Below are 26,845 nucleotides of genomic sequence, written 5' to 3'. Positions count from 1 at the left end.
CACTGCGTGCAGGAGGAGATAGATATGGCACTCAGTTTTACGAGAACAGACTACCCTGCCGGGCCCAACCCCTACGGGGCCGCCATCGGAGACCTCAATGGCGATGGCGTGCTCGACCTCGCTGTAACCAACTATTACAGCAGCACTGTTTCCGTCTTGCTCGGCAATGGCGATGGGACCTTTCAAACACCAGCCACCTACGCAACGGGAGGTTCTGGCGTTGTTTCGGTTCAGATCGGTGACCTGAATGGAGACGGAGAGCCTGACCTTGTCGCTACCAGTGAGGGAAACGACACCGTCTCGGTCCTCTTGGGTAACGGAGACGGCACCTTTGCGAATGAGACCTCATATACGACCGGCGGCCTCCCGCATGGTGTTGCTATCGCCGATGTGGATGGAGACGGAGATTCAGACCTCTTAGTGGATGATTTCGCAAGCAACACGGTTTCCGTATTCCTGGGCACCGGTGATGGCAGCTTCGAGCAGCCGACGGCATACGCAACGGAAGCAAACCCTTACGCCATCAAGGTTGGTGATCTCAACGCCGACAGCAATCTCGATCTGGTTGTCGGTAACATGAGCAGCAACACGATCTCGGTCCTCCTGGGGAATGGGGACGGGACCTTCCAAGCGCAGACGACCTACGCAACTGGCGTTACTCCGTGGGAAGGCGCCCTTGGGGACCTCAACGGGGACAACAAGCTGGACTTTGCTATTGCTAACGTCGGCGATACGACCGTTTCGGTGTACTTGGGAAATGGCGATGGCAGTTTCCAACCTCAGGTAACCTACGCGGCCGGTAATGGCCCTACCGCGGTCGTCATTGGTGATCTGAATGGGGATAACACGCCCGATCTTGCGGCAAGTAATAGTGACAGCGAAGTTGCCGTTTTGCTTGGCAATGGAGACGGCACGTTCCAAGGAGCAGAGACCTATTCGGTGGGTGGCTTTCCTTCTTGGCTCGTTGTTGGCGACCTTGATGGCAATGGCAAGCGGGATCTCGCCACAGCCAATTGGAGCGGCGACTTTGTTTCAGTGCTGTTGAACACAACCGGATCCAACAACGCTCCAGTTATCACCTCCAACGACGGTGAGTTGGCTGTCTTCTACCCCTTCGATGAAGCGGGCGGTTCGATCGCGCACGATCAGCAAGGCTTGCACGACGGGACAATTATCGGCGCTACTCACGTGCCGGGAGTGACAGGTAACGCCCTGCAGTTCAACGGATCGTCGGATTATGTCAGCGTGCCCGATTCACCCGAATGGAATCTGGGAAGCGAGTTCACCATCGAGTTCTGGGCCAATTTCAATTCCGTCCCCGATGGTAGCCAGGGAGACGGCCAAGGGGGTGTCCCGATAGGGCAAGATGAAGGTGGCGGATCACAGAACAAATGGTTCTTCGAAGTCTTTTCCGGGGGCATCGGCTTCCACGTCAACACAACCCCCGCTGGAGAGCACTTCTTTATTGCCGCTCCATTTGAGCCCACACCCGGACAGTGGTACGCGTTCGCCCTCACCAAGTCTGGATCGTCCTACCAGTTTTATGTCGACGGGCAACTTGTCGGCTCGGCCGAAGCGACATTAGCCATCCCAGATGTCGCCGCGCCGCTGATGATCGGGCGGTCCGAGGAAGCTTTTTACTTCGATGGCCAGCTTGACGGTGTGGCAATCCATCACCGCGCATTGTCGCAAGCCGAGGTACAACAGGGGTATGAGAATGGCGCAGCGGCGCCAGATGCAATCTCTGCAACAATCTCGATAGCCGAAAACACCACCGCAGTGACGACGGTTGTTGCAACCGATCCGGATGCTGGCCAAACTCTGAGCTACTCAATCGCTGGCGGCGCTGATGCCGAGTTGTTCACGATCGACACGGAGACCGGCGCACTCGCCTTCGTCACGGCGCCTGACTTCGAGGCTCCCGCCGACGACGGTACCAACAATGTCTATGACGTGACCGTGGAGGTCACGGACAATAACGGCGGCGTCGACACGCAGGCGATATCGGTCACCGTGACCGATGAGAATGAGAATGAGAATGCGGCCCCGACCATCACGTCGAACGGCGGCGGCAATACGGCGGCGGTAAGCATCTCAGAGAACGCCACCGCGGTGACGACGGTTGTCGCAACCGATCCGGATGTCGAGCAGACGTTGACCTATTCAATCACCGGCGGTGCAGACGCCACCAAGTTCACGATCAACTCGGAGACCGGCGCGCTCGCCTTCGTCACGGCGCCTGACTTCGAGGCTCCAGCCGACGTCGGTCCCAACAATGTCTATGACGTGACCCTGGAGGTCTCGGACGACAACGGCGGCATCGACACGCAGGTGATATCGGTCACGGTGCAGAACGTGTCCGGCGTTACCATCAATGGTACCAGCAAAGCAGACACCCGGACGGGATCGGGCGAGGAGGATGTCATTAACGGGCTGGGCGGCAACGACACGCTCAATGGTCTGGCTGGCAACGACGTGATCAACGGCGGGGCCGGCAACGACACGCTTAATGGCGGTACAGGCAATGACGCCATGACCGGAGGCACTGGAAACGACGTCTACGTCGTCGACAGTCTTGGCGACACGGTGACCGAAGCAATGGGCCAGGGCACAGATACAATCGAGACGAGGCTCAATTCGTTCTCGCTGGCCAGCGTGGCCAACCTCGAGAACCTGACCTTTATCGGAGCCGGGGACTCTGTCGGGACCGGCAATGCCCTGAACAATACGATCAGGGGAGGCAACGGAAACGATCGCTTTGTCGCGACCATTGGCGACGGCAATGACAGTTACTTTGGCGGCAACGGTGTGGATACAATCGACCTGTCCGGCACCACGGCCGCGGCTACCGTCACCGGCAGCAACGCAACAAGCGCCCAAATCGGCAGTGATACGTTGGGTGGCATTGAAAATATGATCGGCAGCCAGGGAAACGACCAGATCACCGGCACCGGCGCGGCGAACGTGATCGACGGCGGCAACGGCAATGACAACATCAACGCCGGCGGCGGCAACGACCGCATTATCGGCGGAGCGGGCAATGACACGATGGATGGCGTCGGCGCCAGCGACACCTTCGTATTTGCACCTGGCTTCGGAAACGACAGAATCATTGCTTTCGACGCCAACCCGAGCGGCGGGCAGGACTTCCTCGACATTTCGGCATTCGGGATAGCACCCGGCAATTTTGCAACGCGAGTCACAATTGCCGACGTCGGGGCCGATACACTCGTCACGATCGACGGCGACCCAGGCCAAACGATCCGGTTGGTCGGCATCGGCAACGCCGTAACGGTGACGCAAGCCGACTTCATGCTCTAAACGTCACACAAAACCAGCGTGATACCTCACGTCAGATCCGGTACAGCCGGCTCCTGTTCGGCATCACTGAGATGCGCGATGGCGCTCCGGAAGGTGCGGTACAGCGTGCCGTAATCGGTCCAGAGCTTTTCGATCGGAAAATTGCTGCCATAGAAACAACGGTCCGCGCCGAACATCGCGACCGTTTCCTTGACGATCGGACCGATCAATTCGGCGCGGCAGGCGTGAACGAAGGTGCCGAGCCCGGAGAGCTTGACGTTGACATTCGGGCATTGCGCCAACGCCGCCATGCCGTCGCGCCAAAGCTGCCAACCCGACGCCGACATGTCTTCCAGCATGCCGGCATGTTCGAGCACGAACACGATGTCCGGGAACGACCGCGCCAGCTTCGCGCCATCCATCATCTGGGAAGCGAAGATCTGCAGTTCGAACAGCAGACCGTGATCGGCCAGCATCGCGAGACCACGACGCCAGTCCGCATCGTTCATGACATCGGGACGCGGCGCGAAGCGGTATTGCGCGTTCTCATGCCAATGCAATTGCTGCCGGATGCCCCGTGTCGCCGGCAATGCCGCCAGACGCTTGAGCAAACTGCCGGCGTCGGGATCGGCCATGTCGGCATGGGCGACATTGGCGTGCGGCCAGCCCGTCGTATCCGCAATCGACTGAACCCACCGCGCCTCGTCGTAGCTTCGTCCCGCCGGCCAGTTGGTCTGGATATAGATCGACTTGACGATATCGCAGTCCATGATGTCGCTGCGGTATTCGTAGATCGAGTAGTCGCGGCAGATCGGCTTGTAAGGTCCAAAAATGCGCGGCACAGGCGGCCCGGACAGCCAGGGCAGATCATTCAGGCGCCAGACATGATGGTGCGCGTCGACGGTTGGAACGGATTTCATTGACGGAATCTACTTACGGCTTCATCTGCTTACGGCTTCGTGGCGGGATCGGCTTCGCCGAAAATATCGGCGGCGATGCGCGTCGGCTCGATCGCGGACGGAACGCCGCAATACATCGCCACCATCAGCAGCACGTCCTGCACCTGCGCCGCGGTGCAGCCGTTCGCCAGCGCCCCCTTGGCGTGGACGCGGAACTCGGCGGGCTTGTTGCTCGCAGCCATCATGCCGAGCATCACCAGGCTGCGGACGTCGTCGGAGAGCGCCGGCCGTTCCCAGACGTCGCCATAGACATAGGCATTGATGATGTTCTGCAGCGGCGCGCCGAACTCGCCCGACGCTGCCATGCGCTCGGCGACATCGGCCTCGCCGAACAGCTTTTTGCGCCGGCGCAGGCCTCGGGCGTACAGTTCACTGGTGTCCAATTCGAACTCCCCACGCGGCGTTGGCAATCTGACTTGAATTATACGGTTATTTCGCGAACGGCTAGAACCGCCAAAATAGCCATTTTAGGTCACGATCTCTTGCACCATATCTATTTGTCCGTATAAATCCAGAACAGAAATCCGTAAAGAGATTTCGCCGATGATGGCTGGAGGAAACAGGATGAAGCTGCGATTTCGCATTCTCGCCGGTCTGGTCCTGCTCGGACTGTCGGGACCGCAGGCCAACGCCGCCGACGAATATCCGACGCGGCAGATCAAGATCATCGTGCCGTTTCCCGCCGGCGCCGGACCCGACCAGGTCGCGCGCCTGATCGGCCAGCGCCTGCAGGAGGATCTTGGGCAGACGGTCGTGATCGAGAACCGCAGCGGCGCGCTCGGCAGTCTCGGCGCGCAGGAAGTCGCGCGCAGCACGCCTGACGGTTACACCCTGCTGATGGGAACCAACACCACCCAGGCCAGCAACGTCGCGATGTTCAAAACCCTGCCCTACGATCCGGCAAAAGATTTTGCACCTGTCATCCGCACCATCACGACCGCGATGGTGTTGCTGGTGAAGCCGGACTTCCCGGCCAAGGATCTCAAAGCGTTCATGGAATACGCCAAGAGCCGTCCGAGCCTGACCGCGGGCTACGGCTCCGGCGCCTCGCAGATATCGAACGCGCAACTGCAGAGCCGGGGCGGCATGACGATCCTCTCGGCGTCGTATCGCGGCGTGCCGCTGGCGGTCACCGACGTGATCTCGGGCGTGATCGATCTGGCTTTTGCGGATTTTTCGGTTGCGATCCCGCAAATGCAGGGCGGCACGCTGCGCGGCATCGGCGTGACGTCGCCGAAGCGGAACGAACTGACGCCGGACCTGCCGCCGCTCGCCGATGCCATGCCGGGCTTCGAGGCGACGATCTGGTACGGGCTGCTGGCGCCCGCGAAAACGCCGGAGCCGGTCGTCAACCGGCTCTACACCGCAACCCAGAAAATCCTGTCGACGCCGGCGGTGCGCGAAAGGCTTGCGAGCCTCGGCATGGTCGTTGCCCCGATGCCGCCGGCCGAATTTGGCGCCTTCATCGCCAGCGAAATCACGCGATGGACGGCGGATGCCAAGGCCGCCGGCATCGAAGCCAAATAGGCGCGGGATGATGACAACGGACGCGCCGGTCGGGATCGTCGGCCTCGGCCTGATGGGCATCGCGCTGTCGGCGCGGCTGATCGACGCAAAGATCCCGCTGGTCGGGTTCGATATCGACCCGGTCAGATGCGGGATGTTCAAGGCCAGTGGCGGCATGGTCGCGAATTCGGTGCGTGAACTCGCCGGGCGTTGCCGAACAGTCATCGTCGCCGTCTATAGCGGCGAACAGGTCGAGGCATTGTTCGATGAAATCGACGATGGCGCCGGCGCCGCGCGGCCGGTCGTGATCTGCACCACGACCTGCGGACCCGGCGAGATCATCCGGATTGCCGCGCGCGCATCGGGCGCCGGCCTGCCGCTGGTGGAGGCGCCGATATCCGGCACCAGCACCGAGGTGCTCGACGGCACCGCCACGGCGCTGCTGGCCGGCGACGATGGCGTCATCGCCCAGGTCCGCGGACTCCTGAATGTTCTCTGCCCGCGCAGCCTCCGCGTCGGCGTGATCGGCGACGCCAGCCGGGCCAAGCTCGCGATCAATCTCATCCTGCAGAACAACCGCGCGGCCCTGGCCGAGGGAATCGCCTTCGCCGAGCGCATGGGGCTGGACGGATACGCCTTCCTGGCGGCGGCGCGGCAATCGGCCGCCTATTCCCGTGTGATGGACTCCAAGGGAGAGAAGATGTTGACGCGGGACTATCGGCCGCAGTCACATATCGCGCAGACATTGAAGGATGCCGAGTTGATCATCGAGGAAGCCGGGCGATGCGGCATGCATCTGCCGCTCACCACCATCCAGGCCGAACTTCTGCGCGCGGCGATCGCGCTTGAGGGCCCGGACCGCGACAGCGCCGCGGTCATCGAGGCGATCCGGCGGCCATCAGCGCTGGCTGGGGTTTTGCGATGATCCGTGCCGCCATTGCCGGTCTCGGCCGCTGGGGCCGCAATCTGGTCGAAGCCGCCAGCGGCCATCCGCGGCTGAAAATCGTCCGCGCCGTCGAGCCTGACATCAAGGCGGCGCAGCAATTTTGCAGCCAACACGATCTCGAATTGACCGCCGATCTCGATCCGGTCCTGGCCGATGACACGATCGGCGCGGTCCTGCTGGCGACGCCGCATTCGCTGCATCCGGCGCAGGTGATCGCCTGCGCGGGGGCGCGAAAGCAGATTTTTTGCGAGAAGCCGCTGGCGCTGACGCATGCCGACGCCGCGCGGATGTTCGGCGCCTGCCGCGACGCCGGGGTCATGCTGGCCGTCGGCCATAACCGGCGCTTCTGGCCGTCGATCCGCGCCCTGCACGAAACGCTGGCGAGCGGCCAGCTCGGGACCATCCTTCACGTCGAGGGCCACAACAGCAACGAAAACTCGCAGAAAATCACCAGCGGATGGCGGCTATCGCCGGAGGAATCGCCCGGCGGCGGCTTCACCGGCGCGGGCCTGCATGTGCTCGACGCCTTCGTCAGCATGATGGGGCCGGTGGAACGGGTGTATGCCCGGCTGCGTCAGCGCGAGACCGGCCCGCCGCCGCTCGATACGGCGGTCGTGGCGCTGGATTTTGTCAATGGCGTCACCGGCACCCTTGCCACCGTGCGGGCAACGCCGTTCTACTGGCGCGTACACCTGTTCGGAACGGACGGCTCCGCCGAGGTGCTGGATGAAACGACCATGATCCTGCGAAAGAGCGGCGCTGCGCCGCAACGGCTCACCTATCCAGCTACCGACGTGCTGCGCGCCGAGCTCGACGCCTTTGCCAGCGCGATCGAGAACAAGGGTACATTCCCGGTGCGGGAAGCCGAGGTGCTGGCGACCTTGTCGGCGTTCGAGGCGGCGCTGCAGTCGATGAAATCCGGCCTGCCCGTGCAATGTCAAAACCTTCAAGAAAATGCCGGTCAACATGGCCGCTAAAAAAGAACCGCGCAAATCGGCGCGCTACCGCGACATCGCCGCCGAGCTGCAGAAGGAAATCCGGCTCGGCTCGACGCCGGTCGGCGAGTTGCTGCCGACCGAGACCGAATTGATGGCGCGGTTCGGCGCCAGCCGCCAGACCGTGCGCGAGGCGCTGCGGATCGTCACCGAACAGGGCCTGATCGTTCGGCGGGCCGGGCTCGGCTCGGTGGTGATCGCGGCCGAACCACCGGTGCTGTTCACGCACAGCGTCAAATCACTCAATGAATGGCTGCGATATTCCAACGAGACCTATCGCCAGGTGGTAGGCTCCAGCGATGTTGTCGCCGACCGCAACCTCGCCGCCCTGCTGAAATGCGAGCCCGGCAAACACTGGTTCCTGATCGAGGCGATCCGCCGCTCCGATGAATTCGCGGATCCGCTGGGATGGGTGGAAATCTATGTGCTGCGAAAATTCGCCGGCGTCGTGAAGCGGCGCGATCATGGCCGCAGCCCGGTGCATGAGCAGATCGCAAAGATGTTCGGCGAGACCATCGAATACGCGCAACTGGAAGTGTTCGCGCGCGGCATGCCGGCGAAACTGGCAAAGGCGCTCGGGGTCAAGCCCGGTTCACCCGCGCTGACGATGGTGCGCCGTTACTACGGCCTGCGCGAGGAACTGTTCGAGGTCACCGTCACCACGCATCCGGAGGGACGCTACACCTACACCATGGACATGCAGCGCTCGCTGCGGCCAAAGGTGTAGGCTCTCCTCCCTCTCCCCGTTCTTCACGGGGTCAAGACGAGCGAAGCTCGCTCTTAGAGGGTTGGGGTGAGGGGCTCTCTCCACCACGATGGTCTGTCGATAGACCTGTACCCCCTCACCCGCCGCGCTATGCGCGTCGACCTCTCCCCGCAAGCGGGGCGAGGTGAAGACAGCGGCGCCGAAACTTGCTTAGCTGTCAAAAAACAGAACACGGGGAGATCGCGTGGCGGGCAACGAACAAGAAACGTATCAATGCGACGTGCTGGTGGTGGGCTCGGGCTGTGCCGGCCTGTCGGCGGCGGTCACTGCGGGACATCAGGGGCTCAAGGTACTGGTCGTCGAGAAGGAGCTGCGCTTTGGCGGCACCACCGCGCGTTCCGGCGGCTGGCTGTGGATTCCCGGCACCTCGCTGGCGCGCAACTGGGGCATCGTCGAGAGTCCAGATCAGGCGCGGACCTATCTGCGGCATGAAGCCGGCAACTCCTTCGATGCCGCACGGGTCGATGCGTTTCTGACCTCCGGTCCCGAAGCGGTGGATTTCTTCACCAGCAAGACCGCGGTGCGTTTCGACATGCCGTTGACCTTTCCGGATTATCACGCCGAGGCGCCCGGCGGCACGCAGGGCGGCCGCTCGATGGTGACGCGGCCGTTCAATGGCCGTGAACTCGGCGAGCACCTCAAGGATATCGGCGCCCCCCTGCCCGAACTCACCGTGTTCGGCATGATGCTGGGCTCCGGCAAGGAGATCGTCCACTTCATGCGCGCCACGAAATCGCTGACCTCGGCGCTGTTTGTCGCCAAGCGGCTGTCGAAGCATCTGGTCGACGTGATCCGCCACGGCCGCGGCATGAACCTCACCAACGGCAATGCGCTGGCCGGACGCCTCGCCAAATCGGCGTTCGACCTGAAGATCCCATTATGGCTATCGTCACCGGTGCGCGAACTGATCAGCGACAGCGGCGCGGTGCGTGGCGCCATCGTCGAGCGCGACGGGCGCAAGATTCGCATTCATGCAAAGCGCGGCGTCATCCTCGCCTGCGGCGGCTTTCCGCATGATGTGGCGAGGCGCAAGGCGATGTTCCCGCACGCGCCGACCGGCAACGAGCATTATTCGCCCGGTCCGATCGGCAATACAGGCGACGGCTTGCGGCTGGCGGAATCCGCGGGCGGCCGCGCCGAGGATTCGCTGCCCAACGCCGCGGCCTGGGTGCCGGTCTCGATCACCACGCGCAAGGACGGCAGCAAGGGCGTGATGCCGCATTTCATCGACCGCGCCAAACCCGGCGTGATCGCGGTGACGCGTGAAGGCATCCGCTTTGCCAATGAAGGCAATTCCTACCACGATTTTGTGCAGGCCATGATGAAGGTCGCAAAACCCGGCGAGGAGATCGCGGCGTTCCTGCTGTGCGATCACCGCGCCTTGCGCAAATACGGCCTCGGCTGCGTGCCGCCGTTTCCGATGCCGCTCGGCCATCACTTGCGCACCGGCTATCTCAAGCGCGGCGCGACATTGGCCGAGCTCGCGGCGCAGGCCGGCATCGATGCCAAGGGACTCGAGGCGACGGTCGCGCAGTTCAACAAGAGCGCCGCCGACGGACAGGACCCGGCATTCGGAAAAGGCTCGCGCGCCTATAACCGCTACCAGGGCGATGCGCTGCACGGCCCCAACCCCTGCATCGCGCCGATCAAGGATGGGCCGTTCTATGCGATCAAGATGGTGATCGGCGATCTCGGTACCTATGCCGGCATCCGGACCGACGCCAATGCGCAAGCCCTCGATGCCGACGGCCAGCCGATCGCGGGCCTCTATGCCGTCGGCAACGACATGGCGAGCATCATGGGCGGCAACTATCCCGGCGCCGGCATCACGCTGGGACCGGCGCTGACGTTCGGGTATATCGCGGGACGGCACATCGCGGGGCAAGCGGCATGACGGATTCTCGGTTGCCGATTTTGCACCATTTCGAGGCCTCGCCCTTCTCGGAGAAGATCCGCGCGATCTTCGGCTTCAAGCAGATCGCCTGGCAGTCGGTGCTGATCCCGCGCATCATGCCGAAGCCAAACCTTGTGCCGCTGACCGGCGGCTATCGCCGCACGCCGGTCATGCAGATCGGCGCCGACATTTTCTGCGACACCCGGATCATCCAGCGCGAGATCGAGAAGCGCTTTCCCGAGCCGACCCTGTTTCCGGGCGGCAATGGCGGCGTGCCTGACATGACCGGCTTGTGGACCGATCGGATCTTCTTTGGCAGCGCCGTGTTCCTGGTGTTCGGTTCGCTGGGCGACAAGGTCCCGCAGGATTTCATCGACGACCGGACCAAATTGCGCGGCGCGCCGTTCGACGTGAAGGCGATGGCGGCAGCATTGCCGCATCATCGCGACCAGTTTCGTAGCCAGGCAGCGCTGATCGAGGCGCAGCTCGCGCATGGCGGGAAGTTCCTGCTCGGCGAATTCAGCCTCGCCGATGCCGGCTGCTACATGAACATCTGGTACGTTCGCTCGAACCTGCCTGAACTCGCCGACGAACTGCTGGCCGAATTTCCGCGGCTGCGCGACTGGGAGCAGCAGGTCCGCATCCTCGGCCACGGCACCCGCACCGAACTCTTAGGGCAAGACGCGCTCACCATTGCGGCGAAAGCCACACCCGAGGCCCGCGCGCCGGAGGCGACGCGCGATTGCGAACGCTGGAGGATCGGTGACGTCGTGAAGGTTTCGGCCGATGAGCCGGTCAAGACGCCGATCGAGGGGGAAATCGTCTCGCTCTCCGTACACCACATCGCCATCCGCAGGCGCGATCCTGATCTCGGCGAGGTCGTCGTTCACTTTCCACGGCTCGGGTATGTCGTATCGGATGCGTGATTGACCAAACCAACGCTTCGCTTTCAAATAGCCGCATGGCGGAGCAAACGACGGTAACCGACCGGGCACAAATTCCACGCTTCACCGCGAAAGGCGTGTGGCGTGGCTGCGTTGAAATCGCACCTATCGCCGTGTTCATCATCCCGTTCGGAATCGCGTTTGGCGTCGCCGCTTCCGCGAAGGGCATCGCGCCGGAAGTCAGCATCCTGATGAGCATCGCGATCTATGCGGGCGCCTCGCAATTCGCGCTGCTTGATCTGTGGTATGCGCCGTTGCCGCTGGCGACCCTCGCGCTCACGGTGCTCGCCGTCAACGCGCGGCACATTCTCCTCGGCGCGGCGCTCGCGCCGTGGCTGCTGCAGATCCCGATCAAGGGGCGGCTGGCGGCGCTGATCGGGCTCAGCGACGGCAGCTTTGCGTACGCCATGTCCGCCCGCGAGCGGGGAGAAGTCGACGCCGGCATTCTGTTCGGCAGCGGCATCGCGATGTGGCTGATATGGATCGCAAGCACCGCGGTCGGCGCCCTTGCGGGTTCATTTCTCGGCGATCTGACGCGCTTCGGCTTCGATGCGGTCATGGTGACGTATTTCGCGGCCGTCGTCGTCGGCCAATGGAAGGGGGCCAAAGACCTGTATCCGTGGCTTGCGGCGGCGGCGGTCGCCGTGATCGGGACCTATGTTCTGCCGCCGGGCTGGCACATCATCGCGGGCGCCCTGGCCGGCGGGATCGTCGGAACCTGGCGCCATGGTTGATACGGTTGCGGCGGTTGCCGCCGTCCTGCTGCTCACATTGATCACCATGGCGACGCGGGTCGGCGGCGTCTGGATCATGTCTTACGTCAAAATCACGCCGCGCATCGAGGCCTTCCTCAAATACATGGCGGTATCGGTTCTGATTGCGATCGTCGTCCCGACAACGCTGGCCGCGGCACCGCGGATCTGGATGGCCGTCGCGGCGGCCGCAATCGTGGCCGCCGTCACCCGCAGCGCGCTCAGCGCCATGCTGGTGGGCGCGGCTGTGGCGGCGGTGGTGAAGAATCTGGGGATGTGAGGGGTTGGTGGTGGAGGCGGCAGGGCGTCGGTGAGTCCGAACCGGAGACAGTCCGTCTTCGCTTTCACTGCGTTCAAGCTTCGCCGGACACGCTTCGACCTGAAGGTCTCCGCGTGGCTGCGCCACGCGTAGCCCGTCAGGGCGAAGCGTGGTGGGCGCGACAGGGATCGAACCTGTGACCCCTACCATGTCAAGGTAGTGCTCTCCCGCTGAGCTACGCGCCCTAGATTGGGATGACCATCCCGCTCCAGCTTTGATCGTATTGGGTGCGGTCCGTATATCGGCTCCAAAGCGCCCCCGCAAGGACGCTTCTGGGTAATTTCCGGTGTGATTTCGGGCTAAAACTTCTTGTTTTGACGCGTTTTCTTCACGCGAACCGGTACCCACTTCGCTCGAAAACGCTTTTGAATAGTCCGAATCAGGCCGCCAGCATCTTGTTCACTTCGCTGACCAATTCGCGAAGATGGACCGGTTTGGACAGCACCTTGGCGTTTTTCGGGGCTTCCGAATCGGAATTCAGCGCAACGGCCGCGAAGCCGGTGATGAACATGATCTTGATATCAGGGTCGAGTTCCGAGGCGCGGCGCGCCAGTTCGATGCCGTCCATTTCGGGCATCACGATATCGGTCAGCAGCATCTCGAACGGCTCCTCGCGCAGCCGCTGATAGGCGGACAGGCCGTTATCATGGGGCGAGACCTGAAATCCGGCGTTTTCCAGCGCCTTGACCAGGAAGCGGCGCATGTCGTTGTCGTCTTCGGCGAGGAGGATTTTGTGCATGGCGCTGTCGTCGAATCCGGCTTGGAGGGTCAGTCCGCACACTAAGCCCGACAGACGGTAAAGATCGGGTGAAAGGCAGCAGTGTGCAGCTCACGTAGAGCGGCGCTATTTCTGTACCGGAACGCGCCAGAGATCAATCAAGGCAGGCGTTTTCCGCATTTGAGATGTGTTCCAGCACCATTGCGGCTTTTTTCACTTGGCAGAATGATTGTGATTACCGACAATGCGTTCTCATAAAATCTCTGGTTTTCCGGCAGAATCGGTTGCTCTATCGCGAGGCCTGATCGATTGTCTTGATCGACTGCCTGGAAAGCACGGATCCAAGGGACGGCGCCCGACGATGACCCAGTTTGATGGCGAACTGTCGCCTCCGTTCGAGATCGTGGAGCCGGCCAGCTGGCGGGCGCCGATCATCTTCAATTCCCCGCATTCCGGCTCGGTCTATCCGCTGGAATTCCTCAACGCCTCCCGGATCGATCTGGCAGCATTGCGCCGCTCCGAGGATTCGTTCATGGACGAACTGATCGTCGATTTGAGCGATCGCGGTTTTCCGACGGTGCGGGTCAATTTTCCGCGCTCCTATGTCGACGTGAACCGCGAGCCCTATGAGCTCGATCCGCGCATGTTCACCGGCCGGCTGCCGAGCTTTGCCAATACCCGCTCGATGCGGGTCGCCGGCGGCCTCGGCACCATCCCGCGCGTGGTCGGCGACGGGCAGGAGATTTACCGCGAGCGGCTCAATGTCGATGAGGCGCTGGGCCGGATCGAGGCGCTCTACAAGCCCTACCACCGCGCATTGCGGCGGCTGATCAACAAGGCGCATCAGGCGTTCGGCACCGTGATCCTGGTGGATTGCCACTCGATGCCGTCGATCGGCGTGTCGCGCGACGAGCCGCGGCGGCCCGATATCGTGATCGGCGACCGCTACGGCACCAGCTGCGCCGCACTGCTGCCCGACGTCGTCGAGGACGTCATGAGCGGGCTCGGCTATTCGATCGGCCGCAACAAGCCTTATGCCGGCGGATTCATCACCGAGCATTACGGCAACCCGGCAAGCGGATTGCACACCGTGCAGCTCGAACTCAACCGCGCGATCTATATGGATGAACGCCGCCGCGAGCGCTCACCGCGCTTTGCGCAGGTGGCGGCCGATTTCTCTGTTCTGGCCGACGCGCTGGCCAAGGTGCCGCTCGGCGATCTTGGCCCGTTCCAGGCCGCGGCGGAGTAATCCATCGCTCCGTCATTCCGGGGCGCGAAGCGAACCCGGAATGACTCCACAAATCACGGAGTAAGAAACCAACTCCAAAAAGAAAAAAGGGCCGCTTGAATGAACAAGCGGCCCAAGTCTAGGGAGGAAACGCCCAAGGAGGGCAGCGATAGGGCGAGGCCCTACCGCACCGCAACAATATGCGGCCGCGCTGCACAAAACGCAAGTCCTTTCGAAACTTTCCCAGCGTAATCCCGGCGAGGATGGCCGTTATGCAACAGGTCAGTTAAATACTATTTTTCTTTTTATATTCAATGTCTTACGGAGAAATTTCCGTGGGAACCCGGTGTTACGGAGCGGCCACAATTCACAAATCTCGATGTTGTGAATAGCCGTGTCACCAAAAATGCATGCCTAAACGAAGCCGATTCGAAACCCCAAAGGGGGCCCTGAGTCGGATGAGATGGGAATAACATTCCGTTAATCGTGCGCCCATCGCAGGATTGAGCTAGGCAAGAACGCGAACGCTTGAACACCCCTCCGCCCTTTCAAGGAACTGCCGTGACGGTCATCGATTTCACAGCCTTTATCGGCCGCCTTGCAACCGCCTCCGGCGAAACCATTCTGCCGTTCTTTCGGACCTCGCTTTCGATCGACAACAAGAGCGCCAAGGATTTCGATCCCGTCACCGAGGCCGACCGCGCCGCCGAGGCTGTCATGCGCCGGCTGATCAAGGGCAACTTTCCCCAGCACGGCATCGTCGGCGAGGAATTCGGCAACGAGCAGGAAAACGCCGAATATGTCTGGGTGCTCGATCCCATCGACGGCACCAAATCCTTCATCGCGGGTTTTCCGATCTGGGGCACGCTGATCGCGCTGATGCACCGGGGCACGCCGGTGTTCGGGATGATGCACCAGCCCTATATCGGCGAGCGTTTTTCCGGCGACAGCGGCTCGGCCCATTATTCCGGCCCCTCGGGCGAACGGAAGCTTTCCGTGCGGCGCTGCGCCTCGCTGGCGGACGCGACCTCCTACACGACAAGCCCGCTGTTGATGAACGCCGCCGACCGGGCCGCCTTCGGCCGGGTCGAAGAGGCGGTGAAGCTGACGCGCTATGGCGGCGATTGTTATTCCTACTGCATGCTGGCGGCCGGTCATCTCGACCTCGTGGTCGAGACCGAGCTGAAGCCCTATGACATCGCGGCCCTGATCCCGATCATCACCGGCGCCGGCGGCATCGTTACCACCTGGGACGGCAAGCCCGCCCACAGCGGCGGCCGCATCATCGCCGCCGGCGACGCCCGCGTGCATGAAGCGGCGATGAAACTACTCAACAGCTAGCGCATTTGAGTTAGGTTGAGAGGCTAACTCGAACTATCTCCCGTCACTCGAAGGACGACGGCCCCGCCTGTGGCCGATGCATCCTTCGAGGCTCGCTTCGCTCGCACCTCCCGAGCGAACGCAAGTACGTTCGTCCGGGGATGACCGGTACACGGACGGAGGTAACCGCATGGACGCACTGCTGATCGTGGACATGCAGGTCGGGCTGCGGAGCGGCGATCCCAAGCACGATCTGCCAGGGGTCATCGACCGTATCAACCGGCTCGCCGCCAGCGTGCGCGCGCAGTCCGGCATGGTCATCTTCATTCAGCACTGCGGCGACGCCGGCGACGATTTCGAACCGCAATCGCCGGGCTGGGCGCTGCTTCCCGAACTCATCAGGGATCCCGCCGATGGCGTCGTTCAGAAGAGCATGAACGACCCCTTCGCCGGGGCCGAGTTGCAGGCCCGCCTCGGCAGGATCGCGCCGGACCGCGTGCTGGTGACGGGGTGGGCCACCGATCTGTGCGTCGATGCCACCGTCCGATCCGCCGTCTCCAACCAGCACAACGTCGTCGTGGTGACCGATGCCCACACCTTGAGCAACCGCCCCCACCTCGATGCGGTCAGCGTCATGCGGCATCATCATTGGGTCTGGTGCAATCTCATTTCCCAAAAGCCCGTCCGCCTCGCGGCCACCGACGAACTCGTGCCTTGACCGCAGCGATAACGTAACCCGCCGGACAAAAATCTGCTATAAGCACGCAACGCGACAGACGCTTTAGACATCTGCGCAGGGAGGGCTTGCATGAGGATTTGGGGGGCGCTGGCGGCCGGATTGTCGCTGCTGCTATGGCCGGCCGCGGGCACGGCACAGGATTTTCCGATCAAACCAATCAAACTGATCGTGCCGTTCCCCGCCGGCGGGCCGAACGACATCATCGCCCGCGTGGTCGGCCAGCGCATGTCGGAACTGGCCCGGCAGCCGATCGTGATCGAAAATCGCAGCGGACAGGCCGGGGTGCTGGGCACCGATGCGGTCGCGAAGGCCGCGCCCGACGGCTACACCATCGGCATCACCAGCGCGAGTTCGCTCGTCATCAACCCCTCGCTGGAAAAAATGCCCTACGACGTGCGCAAGGACCTCGCACCGGTCACTCTTGTCGTGACCGTGCCGGAAATGCTGGTCGTGGCCAGCAACGTTCCCGCCAACAACATGGCCGAACTCATTGCCCTCGCCAAGGCGCAGCCCGGCAAGCTCAATTTTGCCTCCGCCGGCGTCGGCGGCCTGCCGCATCTGGCGGGCGAGCTGTTCAAGCTGACCGCAAAACTCGACATCGTGCACGTGCCCTATCGCGGCGCGGCGCCGGCCATCAACGACCTGCTCGGCCAGCAGGTGCAGATGACGTTCCTCGACCTGCCGGTGATCCTGCCGCATATCAAGGCGGGCTCCCTGAAGCCAATTGCACTGGGCTCCCCCACCCGCGCACCGACCGCGCCCGACGTGCCGACCACGGCGGAAGTCGGCATGCCGGATCTGTTGATCGAGAACTGGTACGGCATGATCGCGCCGGGCGGCACACCGGAGAAGATCGTCACTGAGCTGAACCGCATCGCCAACGAGGCGATGGCCGACGCGAGCGTCAAGGCAAAACTCGCCGATCAGGGCCTCACCGTGGCCGGCGATACCCCGGAGCATTTCCGCGGCTTCATCGACTCTGAAATCAAGAAGTGGTCGAAGGTGATCAAGGACGCGGGCCTCGAGACGGCGAAGTAATTCTCTCCAAGCGCAATTCTCTTCAAGAACGGCACTGTGCTCACGCCTTGCGGCCCCTTTCGCTTCCGCGCGGGAGGGCCAAAAATGACGCCGCAACGAAATCCTCCTGGTGCCTCCGCCAACACGGGGCGTAGCGGCTAGTATCGCGCGCGGATCAGACAGCTGCTCACCTGCCGGTCGCAGTAGAGCATGCATTTGTTCTGATGCCCTCGCCAGTCACCGCCCCCACCGGTGGGGTTGGCACATCTGCCAACGCAATTTGCGGCTCGATCCTCACATCGCGAGGCTGTCAGTGCTTCAGCCTGTGCATTGAGGAGCATTCCGGTGCCTATGAGCGTGATCGCAAAGAAAAGGTGCCGTGTCATGGTCTGACCTCCTGAGAAAGGCATGAGACGCTCGCTAGCCTACTCCTTTCGAGAATGTCGTCCATTGGTCATGGCGTCATTCCCGCTGCAATGCGGAATTGGCGTCGCGCTTGCAGCGTGGGACAGCAACGCGGACAATGCCGGTGCTTTTGCGGTATGGTTCAGCATTGAGGCCTCCAACCCGAATGTCGAGGACGTGCCATGGTGTCGCAAACGATCGGCGGGCTGGACTCCAAGGCGCGCCTGGCATCGGACCCGATCGAATCCACGCTCGAATCCACACCGCTGGTGCGCACGTTCCACCAGATCCTGCTCTGGCCGCTTCAACTGCTGCCGCTGAAGGAAGGCTCGCAAATCCATCATCACTGGGAGCTCCTCGAGAAGGGGGCCGGCGGGGTTTGGAAGGAAGTGGATGATGAATTCTGCGCCGATCCCGACGCCTTCCAGGAACGGCACTATCGCGAATTCGTGACATTCCTGCCCTATGTGCAGCGTCTTCTCTACGGCGAAGGCGCAAAACGCCGCTCCATGGCCGCCTACGGTGAATCCCCGATAAAGGCTTATCGCCGGACCGACGTGGCAGCGGTGCGGATCCTTTTCCCCGACCGGGTCGCACCTGTTGTGTTCGATGTCCGGCATGTCGATCTTTACTTTTTCTATGACGTCGACCTTGTCATTCTCGCCGTCGAAGTGTCCGGCTCCGACCTGCCACTCGACGTGGTGCAGGACACCTTGCACCGGTTCGGCCGCGCCTATCCTGCGGGCTGGACCGCAGAGGGAGACGGCATCAACTGCCCCCGCAAGGTGGAATGGCTGGCGGCAGACGGGCGCGTGCTCGCGGTGTCGGACTACGAGGACAGAAAGCAGTATCTGGCATCGGTGTGCCGCGAGCGGGCGCCGCCGCTCGCGGCGCACTGGCAATATCTGCTCAACCCGATGGCGGCGCATCACTCCGATCAGGCGGGCGCGCTGCGGTTCCGCCACCTCGAATATTATCGCATGCCTTTGATGGCTTATCTCGCCGTCGAACATCCGGAGCAGCTGACGCGGGCAGACTTCGCCCGGCTGGCGTACGCGAACGCGCCCGGCGACCGGCATGCGCTGCCCTATTCCGAGAAATATCTGGCGAGCTTCGAAGAAAACCATTGCTACGACAGGTACTATGACGAAACGCAATCCGACGCCCGGCTGCGCACACGCGTGATGTGTTGCGATCACGCGTTCCTGATCGTCGGCGACGCCGCGAGGCCCGTATTCATGGATGCGGAGCGCGGCGTTCTTGGCCAGTTCCGTCATCAGTTCTTTCTGCTGGCGCTGATCGCTCACATGCACAAGGCGGCCTTGCTGATGATGTCCGACCGCCTGGTGCACGCTGTCACGCGCCTTAATATCGAGCAGCAGGAAACCGTGCGACGATTCCGCGCCGAGATCAGGGGCCTGCTCGAAATATTCCTTCGCTTCACCCACCGCTACTGGTTTCACGATGTATCGGAGCACGTGCAGACGCGAGAGGTGTTCCACGCCCTGGTCAAACACCTCGGCACCGATCGCCTGTACGTCGATATCAGGGAAGAGCTGAAGGATATGGGCGCCTATCTCGACAGCGATCTGCTGCGTCGCCAGTCGAACATCTTCCTCAGGCTGACCGTCGTGACCATGATCGGCCTGATCGGCACCACCACGACCGGCTTCCTCGGCATGAGCAGCCTGATCGCCGCAACCGACCATCATCTCGCGGCAAAGGCAATTTACGTAGCCGTAACGGCAGCCGCTTTCGCCGCGCTCACGCTCTATACGCTTGCAAAGTCGCAGCGCATTGCGGGTTTCCTCGATGCGCTGACCAACGAACGGTTGCCGCTGCGAACCAAGGCCGAAGCACTGCTGGATATCTGGCGCAGGAAGTGATGACGGTTGCCAGGTTCGCTACGCCAGGTTGGGCGCCGCAGATCAATTGCCACCGACTCGGCGAGCCACGAACTCGTATCAGAGCCATCGAGCGCGTTTGAAACGCACATAAAGCACCGCGCAAAGCAGGGCGATAACGCCGACGACGACAAAGTAGCCGTATTGCGTTTTCAACTCGGGCATGTTTTCGAAATTCATGCCGTAGATCCCGGCGATCGCGGTGGGCACGGCCAAGATCGCGGCCCACGCGGCCAACTGCCGCGTAATCGCGCTCTGACGCTGCTGCTCCAATAGATTGCTCACTTCGAAAACCGAAGTCAGCACGTCTCGCAACGAGTTCACCATCGCTTCGACGCGCCGCACGTGGTCCAGGACGTCCTGGAAATAGGGACGGGCGTTAGCGTCAAGACACGGTGTATCAATGTGTACGAGCCGGCCGCAGACCCCATCATGGGGCCGATAATTCGCTGAAAGCGGATCAGTTCCTGGCGGAGCCCAAAGAGCCGTTTGACGTCTGCGCGACTGAGGAAGCTGTCGAGCGCGCTCTGCTCCATCTTGAGAACGTGTTCCTCGATCGTCTCGATCACCGGCAGGTATCCATCAACGATAAAGTCGAGGATGGCGTGCAAGACATAATCCGGACCATGGTCCAGCAAGCTGGGAGCCGCTTCGAGTTGGGCGCGCAGTTCGCTGTGCGCCCGAGCCGAGCCATGCCGAACTGTAATGATAAAATTCTTTCCGACAAAAATCGCTGTTTCGCCATGGGCGATGTGATCCTGCTCAAGATGAGCCGTGCGCGTCATGACAAACAGCTGGTCGCCGTAGACGTCGACTTTCGGCAGTTGGTTTGCCTTGAACGCATCCTCGATCGCGAGCGGATGAAGCCCGTAGTTCTTCTCGAGTTGCTCAAGCTCTCGTTTCGAAGGCTCGAATAGCCCGATCCAGACAAACTCGGACTTGCCCTTGCAATCGATGGGCTCGTCCAGCGAAACGGCTTTGACATTCTTGCCATGACGGTACAGGTGGGCTGCCACAACGCTCACAACGAGCTTCCTCCGAACATGATGAGCGGGTGCACACCCTACCACATAAATTGCCCGGATAATTCTTGTGGCAGCATTGCAGCGCCTGCATCACGCCCTCGGATTTGGCTTGCGGGCCGAGCTTTAAATTTATGAATACAGCCCATCAATAATCCAGCCGCCCGAACAATTCGCCGAACGGAATCATGATGTGGGTCCGGTACGCGTCGCGCGCTTGCAGCGTACGGTACCAGCGCTCGACTTGCGGCAATGGCGGGCGGTCGATTTCCAGTTCGAAGTAACGATAGAGCGACGTCCCGGCCGTGATGTCCGCGAGCGACAAGGTCTCGCCGAGCAGGAAGCTTCGTCCCTCCAGCAACCGGTCGAGTTTTTCGAAATCCCTGGCGCATCGCGCCAGCGCCGCGTTGATCGCCGGCCAGTTCCGCTTGTCCGCCGGCGTCCGGTAGAACCCCCAAAACACCCCGGTGAGGAAATCCGGTTGCAGCGCGGTTTGTGACCAATCCATCCAGCCGTCGACGGCGGCACGGACGACGGGATCATCTGACCAGAATCGACCAGCGCCGTGGCGCGCGGCCAGATACCGGAGAATCGCATGCGATTCCCACACCACGGCGTCGCCATCCCGGATCACGGGAATGCGGCCGTGCGGATTCATCGCCAGAAATGCCGGCGCATCGAGCCCGCCGGCCGAACCGCCGGCGTCGATATGCTCATGGGCAAGATCGAGTTCGCCGATCAGCCACATGACTTTCTGGACGTTGAACGAACTTCGGCGTCCCCAGACCTTGAGCATTTGCTTTCTCCAAATTACTTCGGCGCCATCTTGCGCAAATGTTCTACCAATTGCTGCGCCGGCTTCGGCAGCGACTGGAAACTGCGGGCGCAGATCGCAAGCCTGCGGTTGGCCCAGGGATCCCTGATCCTGACGACGTTGATCTTCATCGACCGCGCGCAGCGCCTGGCCGCCACTTCAGGCATCACGGCAACGCCGATGCCGGCAGATACCATCTGCCCGATCGCATCGAAATTGTTGAGCCGGGCGCGGAACCGCAAGCGCGCGCCGAGCCGCGCGGCGTGGCCGGTGACATGGGCATGCAGCGCGCTCGAGGTGATCAGGCCGACGAAATCCCGCTCCACCACCTCGCGAAAATCGACCTGCCGCCGGTTCGACAGTTCGTCCTGGCGCGCGGTGACCAGCACCAGCCGGTCTTCGCTGTAGGGGATCCGCTCGATGCTGTCGGGCAGCGCATGTTCGGCGGCGAGCCCGAGATCGGCAGCGCCGCTGGCGATGGCGCGGGCGATGTCGGCGCTTTCGCGCTCCTCGACGTCGATCGAGATATGCGGGTGCTGGCTGAGGAACGCGGCCAGCGCCTTCGGCAGATATTCGGACAGGCCGGAGGTGTTGGCCAGGAAGCGGACAGTGGCCTTGACGCCGCGCGAGAATGCGGCGAGATCGCCGCGCATCGCGTCCACATTGTGCATGATGATGCGGGCATGATCGAGCAGGCTTTCGCCGGCCGGCGTCAGTTCGACGCCGCGGCGGCCGCGCTGCAGCAGTGAAACGCCAAGCGCGGCTTCCAGGCCCTTGATGCGCGCGCTGGCCGAGGCCAGCGCCAGATGCACGCGGTTCGCGCCGTTGGTGATGCTGCGCGTCTCGGCCACGGCGATGAAGAGCTGTAGATCGACCAGATCGAAGCGCATCACGAATTCCGATATCTGCCTTCGGCCTGGCCGAATGCTGTCTCCGTAATCTCCAGATTGTGCCTGATAGCACGATCGGTCAATGTGGCCGCATGATCGATTCCATGCTCCTTCTCATCGCGGCCGCGTTCCTGCTCGCCGGTTTCATCAAGGGCGTCATCGGGCTCGGCTTGCCGACGGTGTCGATGGGCCTGCTCGCGCTGACGATGGCGCCCGGACAGGCGATCGCGATTGTGATCGTTCCGGCGATCGTCACCAATATCTGGCAGACCTTCGGCGGCCCTTACTTGCGCGACATCATGCGGCGGCTGTGGCCGCTGATGGTCGGCACCGTGATCGGCATCTGGCTCAATGGCGGGCTCTTGACCGGGCCCTATGCGGCCTATGGCACCGTCATCCTCGGCGTGCTGCTGGTGATCTATGCCATCGTGGGCCTGTGCAAATTCAGCTTCAAGGTCGCGCACCGCGACGAGAAGTGGATCGGCGGCATCGTCGGCCTTGTCACCGGCGTGATCTCGGCCGCGACCGGCGTTCAGGTCATCCCGTCAATGCCGTTCATGCAGGCGATCGGCATGCAGAAGGACGAGCTGGTGCAGGCGCTCGGCGTGTTCTTCACGGTCGCTACCGTAGCGCTCGCCTTCAACATCACCGCGGCGGGTCTGCTGACGGCCGCAACCGCGCTGCCGGGCGCGGTGGCGATGGCGGCGTCGTTTGCCGGCATGTTCATCGGCCAGGCGGTGCGCACGCGGATGCAGCCGGACGTGTTCCGCCGCTGGTTCCTGATCGCGATGATTTTCCTCGGGCTCTATCTCGCCGTCGGCGGGTTTCTGAAAATTCATGGCTAGAACCCGGTTCTGGCTGGATCAGAACCAGATTCCAGGTCCTTTGCTTTGACGCGTTTTCCTGACGCGAACTGGCTTGAAAGACGCCTCACCCAAATGCGGCAGATCAGCGGGTCTGCAGCATCGCCACGCGAAACCCGAGATAGACGAACATCCCGCCGAGCACGCGGTTGATCCAGGCGATCACGCGCCCGGAGTGCCGGATGCGGGCGGCGGCCTTCGACGCGAACGCCGCTACACCGAGGCACCACAGCGTGCCGTTGAAGATGAAGATCAGGCCGAGGGCCAGGAAGGCCGCCGTCTTGTGCGGCGAATCAGCGGCCACGAATTGCGGCAGGAACGCCAGGAAGAACAGCGCCACCTTGGGATTGAGCGCGTTGGTCAAGGCCCCCTGCCAGAACACCCGGCGTAGCGGGGTGGCATCGTCCTGCACGGCTATGTCGGTGACCGGACTCTGGCGCGACAGCAGCATCTGGATGCCGGTGAACACCAGGTAGGCCGCGCCAACCAGCTTCAGGACGGTGAAGGCGGCCGCCGACGTCAGCAGCAGCGCCGACAGCCCGATCGCGGCGCCAAACACGTGAACCAGGCAGCCGCAGCTGATGCCGAGCGCAGCCGCCGCCCCGCCGCGCCACCCCAACTGGATGCTGCGGCCGATGATGTAGGCGGTATCAGGCCCCGGCGTGACGTTGAGCAGCACCCCCGAGAGGATGAACAACCAGAGTTCGTTTATGCCGAGCAGTTCGCCCATGATTTTGACCAGTTCCCTCGTGACAATCCATGATCCAGCGCATGCCAATCGCAATTGGATTGCGTTACTATCACTTCTGAATCGGCCTTCCGCCAGATACAGCGTATTTAATAATCATTGGAATCGCTTGGCCGACCACATAGTGGTATGCAAGCGCGGGAGTTTTAGGGATACATGGAAAGACGGCTAGCCGCCATCGTTTGCGCTGATGTCGCCGGCTATTCCCGCATGATGGGAGCCGACGAGGCGGGTACGCACGCCACTTTCAAGGCTCACCGGACCGCGATCTACCCGATCATCCTCAATCATGGCGGCCGTCTGGTGAAGAACACCGGCGATGGCTTCCTGCTGGAGTTTCCCAGCATCGTCGGCGCCATCGAGGCCGCGGTCGCGATGCAGATGATGATGGCCGAACGAAACCATCATTTGCCCACCGACCGCGTGATGCAATTCCGTATGGGCATCCATATGGGTGACGTGATGGCCGACGAGGACGAGGTGTTCGGCGACGACGTGAACATCGCCGTCCGGCTCGAATCGGTGGCCGCCCCGGGCGGCGTGGCGGTGTCGGGCAAGGCCTATGGCGAGGCCGGCAAGCGTCTCAGCGTTCCCCTGGTCGATGCCGGTCCGCATCGCTTCAAGAACATCGAGGAGCCGGTCAGCGTCTGGACCTGGGAGCCTGAAGGCGCGGACCACCGCAGCCGCGAGGCGAGGGATCCCGCGAACCTGCCTGCGCAATACCGGACCGCGATCGTCGGCGTGCTGCCGTTTGCCAATTTGAGCGAGAGCGCCGACGAGTATTTCTCCGACGGCCTCACCGAGGACCTGATCCACGCATTGTCGCTGCAATCGTTCTACCGGGTGCTGAGCCGCAATTCGACGTTCTCCTTCAAGGGCAAGAACCTGAGCACCCGCCTGATCGCCCGCGAGATCGACGCGAGTTACCTGATCCAGGGCTCGGTGCGCCGCGCCGCCAGCAAGATCCGCGTCACCGCCGAGCTGATCGCGCCCGAGAACGGCGAGCAATTATGGACCGGCCGCTACGACCGTGACATGGGCGACCTGTTCGCGATGCAGGACGAGATCACCACCAGCCTGTCGGCGGCGATCGCGGCCGAGATCTACCGGGCCGAGGCTTCCGCCCCTCCCCGGCCGTCGTCGAACGACCTGACCGCATGGGACCGCTTCCTCAAAGGGCTTTCCTATTATTACCTGCAGACCAAGGCCGATTTCGAAACCTCGATCGGCCTGTTCAGGGAGGCGATCGCACTCGATCCGACGCTGTCGATCGCCCGCGCCTATCTTGCCACCATCATGATGCAGAGCATCCAGTTCGGATGGATCAAGAGCACGCGCGAATTGTGGACCACGGCGATGGATCTCGCCGAGAGCAGCGTCAGGCTCGATCCGCGCTCGTCCTTTGCCTTCCAGATCGTCGCTTATCTGCACGCCCTGGAAGGACATCACGAGGTTTCCATGGATGCCGCGAACCGGGCGGTCGGGCTGAACCCCTACGACATGGGCGCCCGCGGCGTTCTTGGCTTTTGTTATTTTTACGCGGGCGAACATCGGAAGGCCATCGAACTGATTTCAATGGCCGCGCAGCGCGGCAATTCCGACCCCCGATATCAATGGGCGGGCGTGAATGCGTTCAGCCATTACCTTATCGGGCAATATGACGCCTCGCTGTCCTGGGCGCGCGAACAGCTGTATCTCAATCCCAATCATCTTCAGGCGCTCGCGATCCGGGCGGCCTCGCTCGCCCAGCTCGGGCGCGCCGAGGAAGCAGCCAACGCCACCGAGGTGCTGCTGCACAATTATCCGACCTTTACCGTCGAACGCCATTTGAGCAATTTCCATTGGAAACGGCCTGACGACATCGCCCATTACCGTGACGGCCTGCTGAAGGCCGGCGTCCCCTCCACCAGATTGACGCTCGTCGAGTCCGCGCCGAAGCTTGCCGCCGATACCTGAAGAGGCCGCGCACCTTTGCGTCGAATTGTCATCCCGGCCGGCCACGTCTTCGGCCTCTGGTTGACACGGCTTCGAATCCGGCGAAAATCGTTTGCACCCTGAAGTAGTACACGACCGGCGGATTCCCTTTTCGAATCCATTCCCCTTCAGACTGACGCCGATTGTCTTTTTCATATTCGCTGCCTTTTCAGGATTGGATCCATGCCAGACCAAGCACCGGCCACGCAGATCGCCGTCTCTCCGAATAATCCCTGCCCGTTCCTGCGCGCGCTGGTCGCGAACGGCTATGTTGACGGCCACATCGTGCCGCTCGGCACGCTGACCGAAGACATCGGGCTGGCGAGCGGCAAAACGGGAATGGGCTTGATCCGGGCGAAGGTGCTCACCTACGGAATTGCGATGATCGCAAACGGCCACCCCTTGAGGAGCGTGACATCAGGCGCGATTCTCGATGAATTGCGCAACGGCCCGCTCGACAAGCATGGCGCCGGCTCTCGCATCCTCGAAGTGAATGGACAGGTCAATCTGGAGCAGATCGAACGCTTCGCGAGCTTCGGCCAGGAATACCGTAATCCCGATGGCGGCACCGAGCCCGGGCTGAACGCCAAGCAGATCGAGACCTTCATGGCGGACAACCTGAAGCGCGACGGCGATAAGGCGCGCTGGACCTATCCGATCATGATGAAGGGCGAATGGCCGGTCCTGCTCGACATTCTCGGCAAGGGCGACGGCGAGGCGCGCTACCTCAGCGTCGCCGACGTCCGCACCTTGTTCGTCGAACTCAAGCTGCCCAAGCGCATCACCGACCGGCTGCCGGCGCCAGCCGGCCAGGCCGTGCAG

At 62.4% G+C, this 26,845-nt stretch carries 22 protein-coding genes, 1 tRNA gene and 2 pseudogenes; 17 read left to right on the top strand and 8 right to left on the bottom strand.

Annotation, left to right across the window (positions count from 1 at the left end; translation table 11 throughout):
- Positions 1-24: 24 nt before the first annotated feature.
- Positions 25-3,321 carry an FG-GAP-like repeat-containing protein gene (locus JQ629_RS05285; RefSeq protein WP_212411639.1) on the top strand — a complete coding sequence of 1,099 codons (3,297 nt, stop codon included), beginning with the start codon at positions 25-27 and terminating at the stop codon, positions 3,319-3,321.
- Positions 3,322-3,347: 26 nt separating this feature from the next.
- Here the strand turns inward: JQ629_RS05285 and JQ629_RS05280 are convergent, their stop codons facing one another.
- Together JQ629_RS05280 and JQ629_RS05275 are read right to left on the bottom strand one after the other, a co-directional pair.
- Complete coding sequence (locus tag JQ629_RS05280) at positions 3,348-4,220, bottom strand: amidohydrolase family protein (RefSeq protein ID WP_212411638.1); 873 nt, start codon at positions 4,218-4,220, stop codon at positions 3,348-3,350.
- Positions 4,221-4,249: 29 nt separating this feature from the next.
- Positions 4,250-4,642 (bottom strand): carboxymuconolactone decarboxylase family protein, encoded by a 393-nt coding sequence (locus tag JQ629_RS05275; RefSeq protein ID WP_212411637.1) that lies wholly within the window; start codon positions 4,640-4,642, stop codon positions 4,250-4,252.
- A 181-nt stretch (positions 4,643-4,823) separates the two neighbouring features.
- On the opposite strand from JQ629_RS05275, the gene JQ629_RS05270 reads away from it, so the two are divergent.
- The 8 genes from JQ629_RS05270 to JQ629_RS05235 all read left to right on the top strand — a co-directional run bounded on the left by JQ629_RS05270 (position 4,824) and on the right by JQ629_RS05235 (position 12,342).
- Positions 4,824-5,786 carry a Bug family tripartite tricarboxylate transporter substrate binding protein gene (locus tag JQ629_RS05270; protein WP_212411636.1) on the top strand — a complete coding sequence of 321 codons (963 nt, stop codon included), beginning with the start codon at positions 4,824-4,826 and terminating at the stop codon, positions 5,784-5,786.
- Positions 5,787-5,796: 10 nt separating this feature from the next.
- Positions 5,797-6,690, top strand: a complete 894-nt coding sequence (locus JQ629_RS05265) for an NAD(P)-dependent oxidoreductase (RefSeq protein ID WP_212411635.1) — start codon at positions 5,797-5,799, stop codon at positions 6,688-6,690.
- Complete coding sequence (locus tag JQ629_RS05260) at positions 6,687-7,688, top strand: Gfo/Idh/MocA family protein (protein ID WP_212411633.1); 1,002 nt, start codon at positions 6,687-6,689, stop codon at positions 7,686-7,688. Before JQ629_RS05265 ends, JQ629_RS05260 begins: the two co-directional genes overlap by 4 nt.
- The gene (locus JQ629_RS05255; protein ID WP_212270140.1) at positions 7,678-8,433 is read left to right on the top strand and encodes a GntR family transcriptional regulator; all 756 of its coding nucleotides are present in this window, start codon (positions 7,678-7,680) and stop codon (positions 8,431-8,433) included. Before JQ629_RS05260 ends, JQ629_RS05255 begins: the two co-directional genes overlap by 11 nt.
- Before the next feature lie 223 nt (positions 8,434-8,656).
- Complete coding sequence (locus JQ629_RS05250; protein WP_212411632.1) at positions 8,657-10,366, top strand: FAD-dependent oxidoreductase; 1,710 nt, start codon at positions 8,657-8,659, stop codon at positions 10,364-10,366.
- Positions 10,363-11,292, top strand: coding sequence for a glutathione S-transferase family protein (locus JQ629_RS05245; protein ID WP_212411631.1), 930 nt, complete (start codon positions 10,363-10,365; stop codon positions 11,290-11,292). The genes JQ629_RS05250 and JQ629_RS05245 overlap by 4 nt, the downstream gene beginning before the upstream one ends.
- Positions 11,293-11,327: 35 nt before the next feature.
- On the top strand, positions 11,328-12,044 hold the full coding sequence (locus JQ629_RS05240) for an AzlC family ABC transporter permease (protein WP_212270143.1): 717 nt from the start codon (positions 11,328-11,330) through the stop codon (positions 12,042-12,044).
- A complete protein-coding gene (locus JQ629_RS05235; RefSeq protein WP_212411630.1) occupies positions 12,037-12,342 on the top strand; it encodes an AzlD family protein in 306 nt (101 codons plus the stop codon). Before JQ629_RS05240 ends, JQ629_RS05235 begins: the two co-directional genes overlap by 8 nt.
- A 149-nt stretch (positions 12,343-12,491) precedes the next feature.
- Here JQ629_RS05235 and JQ629_RS05230 read toward each other — a convergent pair.
- A tRNA-Val gene (locus JQ629_RS05230) sits at positions 12,492-12,566 on the bottom strand.
- Positions 12,567-12,760: 194 nt separating this feature from the next.
- The gene (gene cpdR, locus JQ629_RS05225) at positions 12,761-13,120 is read right to left on the bottom strand and encodes a cell cycle two-component system response regulator CpdR (protein ID WP_079542506.1); all 360 of its coding nucleotides are present in this window, start codon (positions 13,118-13,120) and stop codon (positions 12,761-12,763) included.
- Between the two features lie 340 nt (positions 13,121-13,460).
- Here cpdR and JQ629_RS05220 point away from each other — a divergent pair, with 340 nt between their 5' ends.
- From JQ629_RS05220 to JQ629_RS05200, 5 genes are all read left to right on the top strand, one after another.
- Positions 13,461-14,348 carry an N-formylglutamate amidohydrolase gene (locus JQ629_RS05220; protein ID WP_212411629.1) on the top strand — a complete coding sequence of 296 codons (888 nt, stop codon included), beginning with the start codon at positions 13,461-13,463 and terminating at the stop codon, positions 14,346-14,348.
- 540 nt (positions 14,349-14,888) lie between these two features.
- Positions 14,889-15,668, top strand: coding sequence for a histidinol-phosphatase (gene hisN / locus JQ629_RS05215; RefSeq protein ID WP_212036523.1), 780 nt, complete (start codon positions 14,889-14,891; stop codon positions 15,666-15,668).
- A gap of 169 nt (positions 15,669-15,837) precedes the next feature.
- Positions 15,838-16,365, top strand: a complete 528-nt coding sequence (locus JQ629_RS05210) for an isochorismatase family protein (RefSeq protein ID WP_212411628.1) — start codon at positions 15,838-15,840, stop codon at positions 16,363-16,365.
- Positions 16,366-16,455: 90 nt separating this feature from the next.
- Positions 16,456-17,424 (top strand): Bug family tripartite tricarboxylate transporter substrate binding protein, encoded by a 969-nt coding sequence (locus tag JQ629_RS05205; protein WP_212411626.1) that lies wholly within the window; start codon positions 16,456-16,458, stop codon positions 17,422-17,424.
- Positions 17,425-17,990: 566 nt separating this feature from the next.
- The gene (locus tag JQ629_RS05200) at positions 17,991-19,694 is read left to right on the top strand and encodes a hypothetical protein (protein WP_212411624.1); all 1,704 of its coding nucleotides are present in this window, start codon (positions 17,991-17,993) and stop codon (positions 19,692-19,694) included.
- A gap of 78 nt (positions 19,695-19,772) precedes the next feature.
- Here JQ629_RS05200 and corA read toward each other — a convergent pair.
- The 3 genes and pseudogenes from corA to JQ629_RS05185 form a co-directional block, all read right to left on the bottom strand.
- Positions 19,773-20,737, bottom strand: a pseudogene (corA, locus tag JQ629_RS05195) (magnesium/cobalt transporter CorA).
- Positions 20,738-20,882: 145 nt separating this feature from the next.
- Positions 20,883-21,530: a glutathione S-transferase family protein gene (locus JQ629_RS05190; RefSeq protein WP_212411622.1), complete on the bottom strand. Its 648-nt coding sequence runs from the start codon at positions 21,528-21,530 to the stop codon at positions 20,883-20,885.
- 14 nt (positions 21,531-21,544) lie between these two features.
- A complete protein-coding gene (locus JQ629_RS05185; protein ID WP_212411620.1) occupies positions 21,545-22,438 on the bottom strand; it encodes a LysR family transcriptional regulator in 894 nt (297 codons plus the stop codon).
- 92 nt (positions 22,439-22,530) lie between these two features.
- Here JQ629_RS05185 and JQ629_RS05180 point away from each other — a divergent pair, with 92 nt between their 5' ends.
- Positions 22,531-23,283, top strand: coding sequence for a sulfite exporter TauE/SafE family protein (locus tag JQ629_RS05180; RefSeq protein ID WP_212411619.1), 753 nt, complete (start codon positions 22,531-22,533; stop codon positions 23,281-23,283).
- Positions 23,284-23,386: 103 nt separating this feature from the next.
- On the opposite strand, the gene JQ629_RS05175 is transcribed toward JQ629_RS05180, so the two are convergent.
- Positions 23,387-24,022, bottom strand: a complete 636-nt coding sequence (locus tag JQ629_RS05175; protein WP_212411687.1) for a LysE family translocator — start codon at positions 24,020-24,022, stop codon at positions 23,387-23,389.
- 183 nt (positions 24,023-24,205) lie between these two features.
- Here JQ629_RS05175 and JQ629_RS05170 point away from each other — a divergent pair, with 183 nt between their 5' ends.
- Positions 24,206-26,005 (top strand): adenylate/guanylate cyclase domain-containing protein, encoded by a 1,800-nt coding sequence (locus JQ629_RS05170; protein ID WP_212411618.1) that lies wholly within the window; start codon positions 24,206-24,208, stop codon positions 26,003-26,005.
- 201 nt (positions 26,006-26,206) lie between these two features.
- A pseudogene (locus JQ629_RS05165) lies at positions 26,207-26,827 on the top strand (di-heme-cytochrome C peroxidase); the annotation flags it as partial.
- Positions 26,828-26,845: the final 18 nt, after the last annotated feature.

The sequence above is a fragment of the Bradyrhizobium sp. AUGA SZCCT0222 genome, assembly GCF_018130205.1.
Lineage (GTDB): Bacteria > Pseudomonadota > Alphaproteobacteria > Rhizobiales > Xanthobacteraceae > Bradyrhizobium.
Note: the sequence above shows the minus strand (reverse complement) of the source record. Positions and strands in the feature narration are given on the sequence as shown.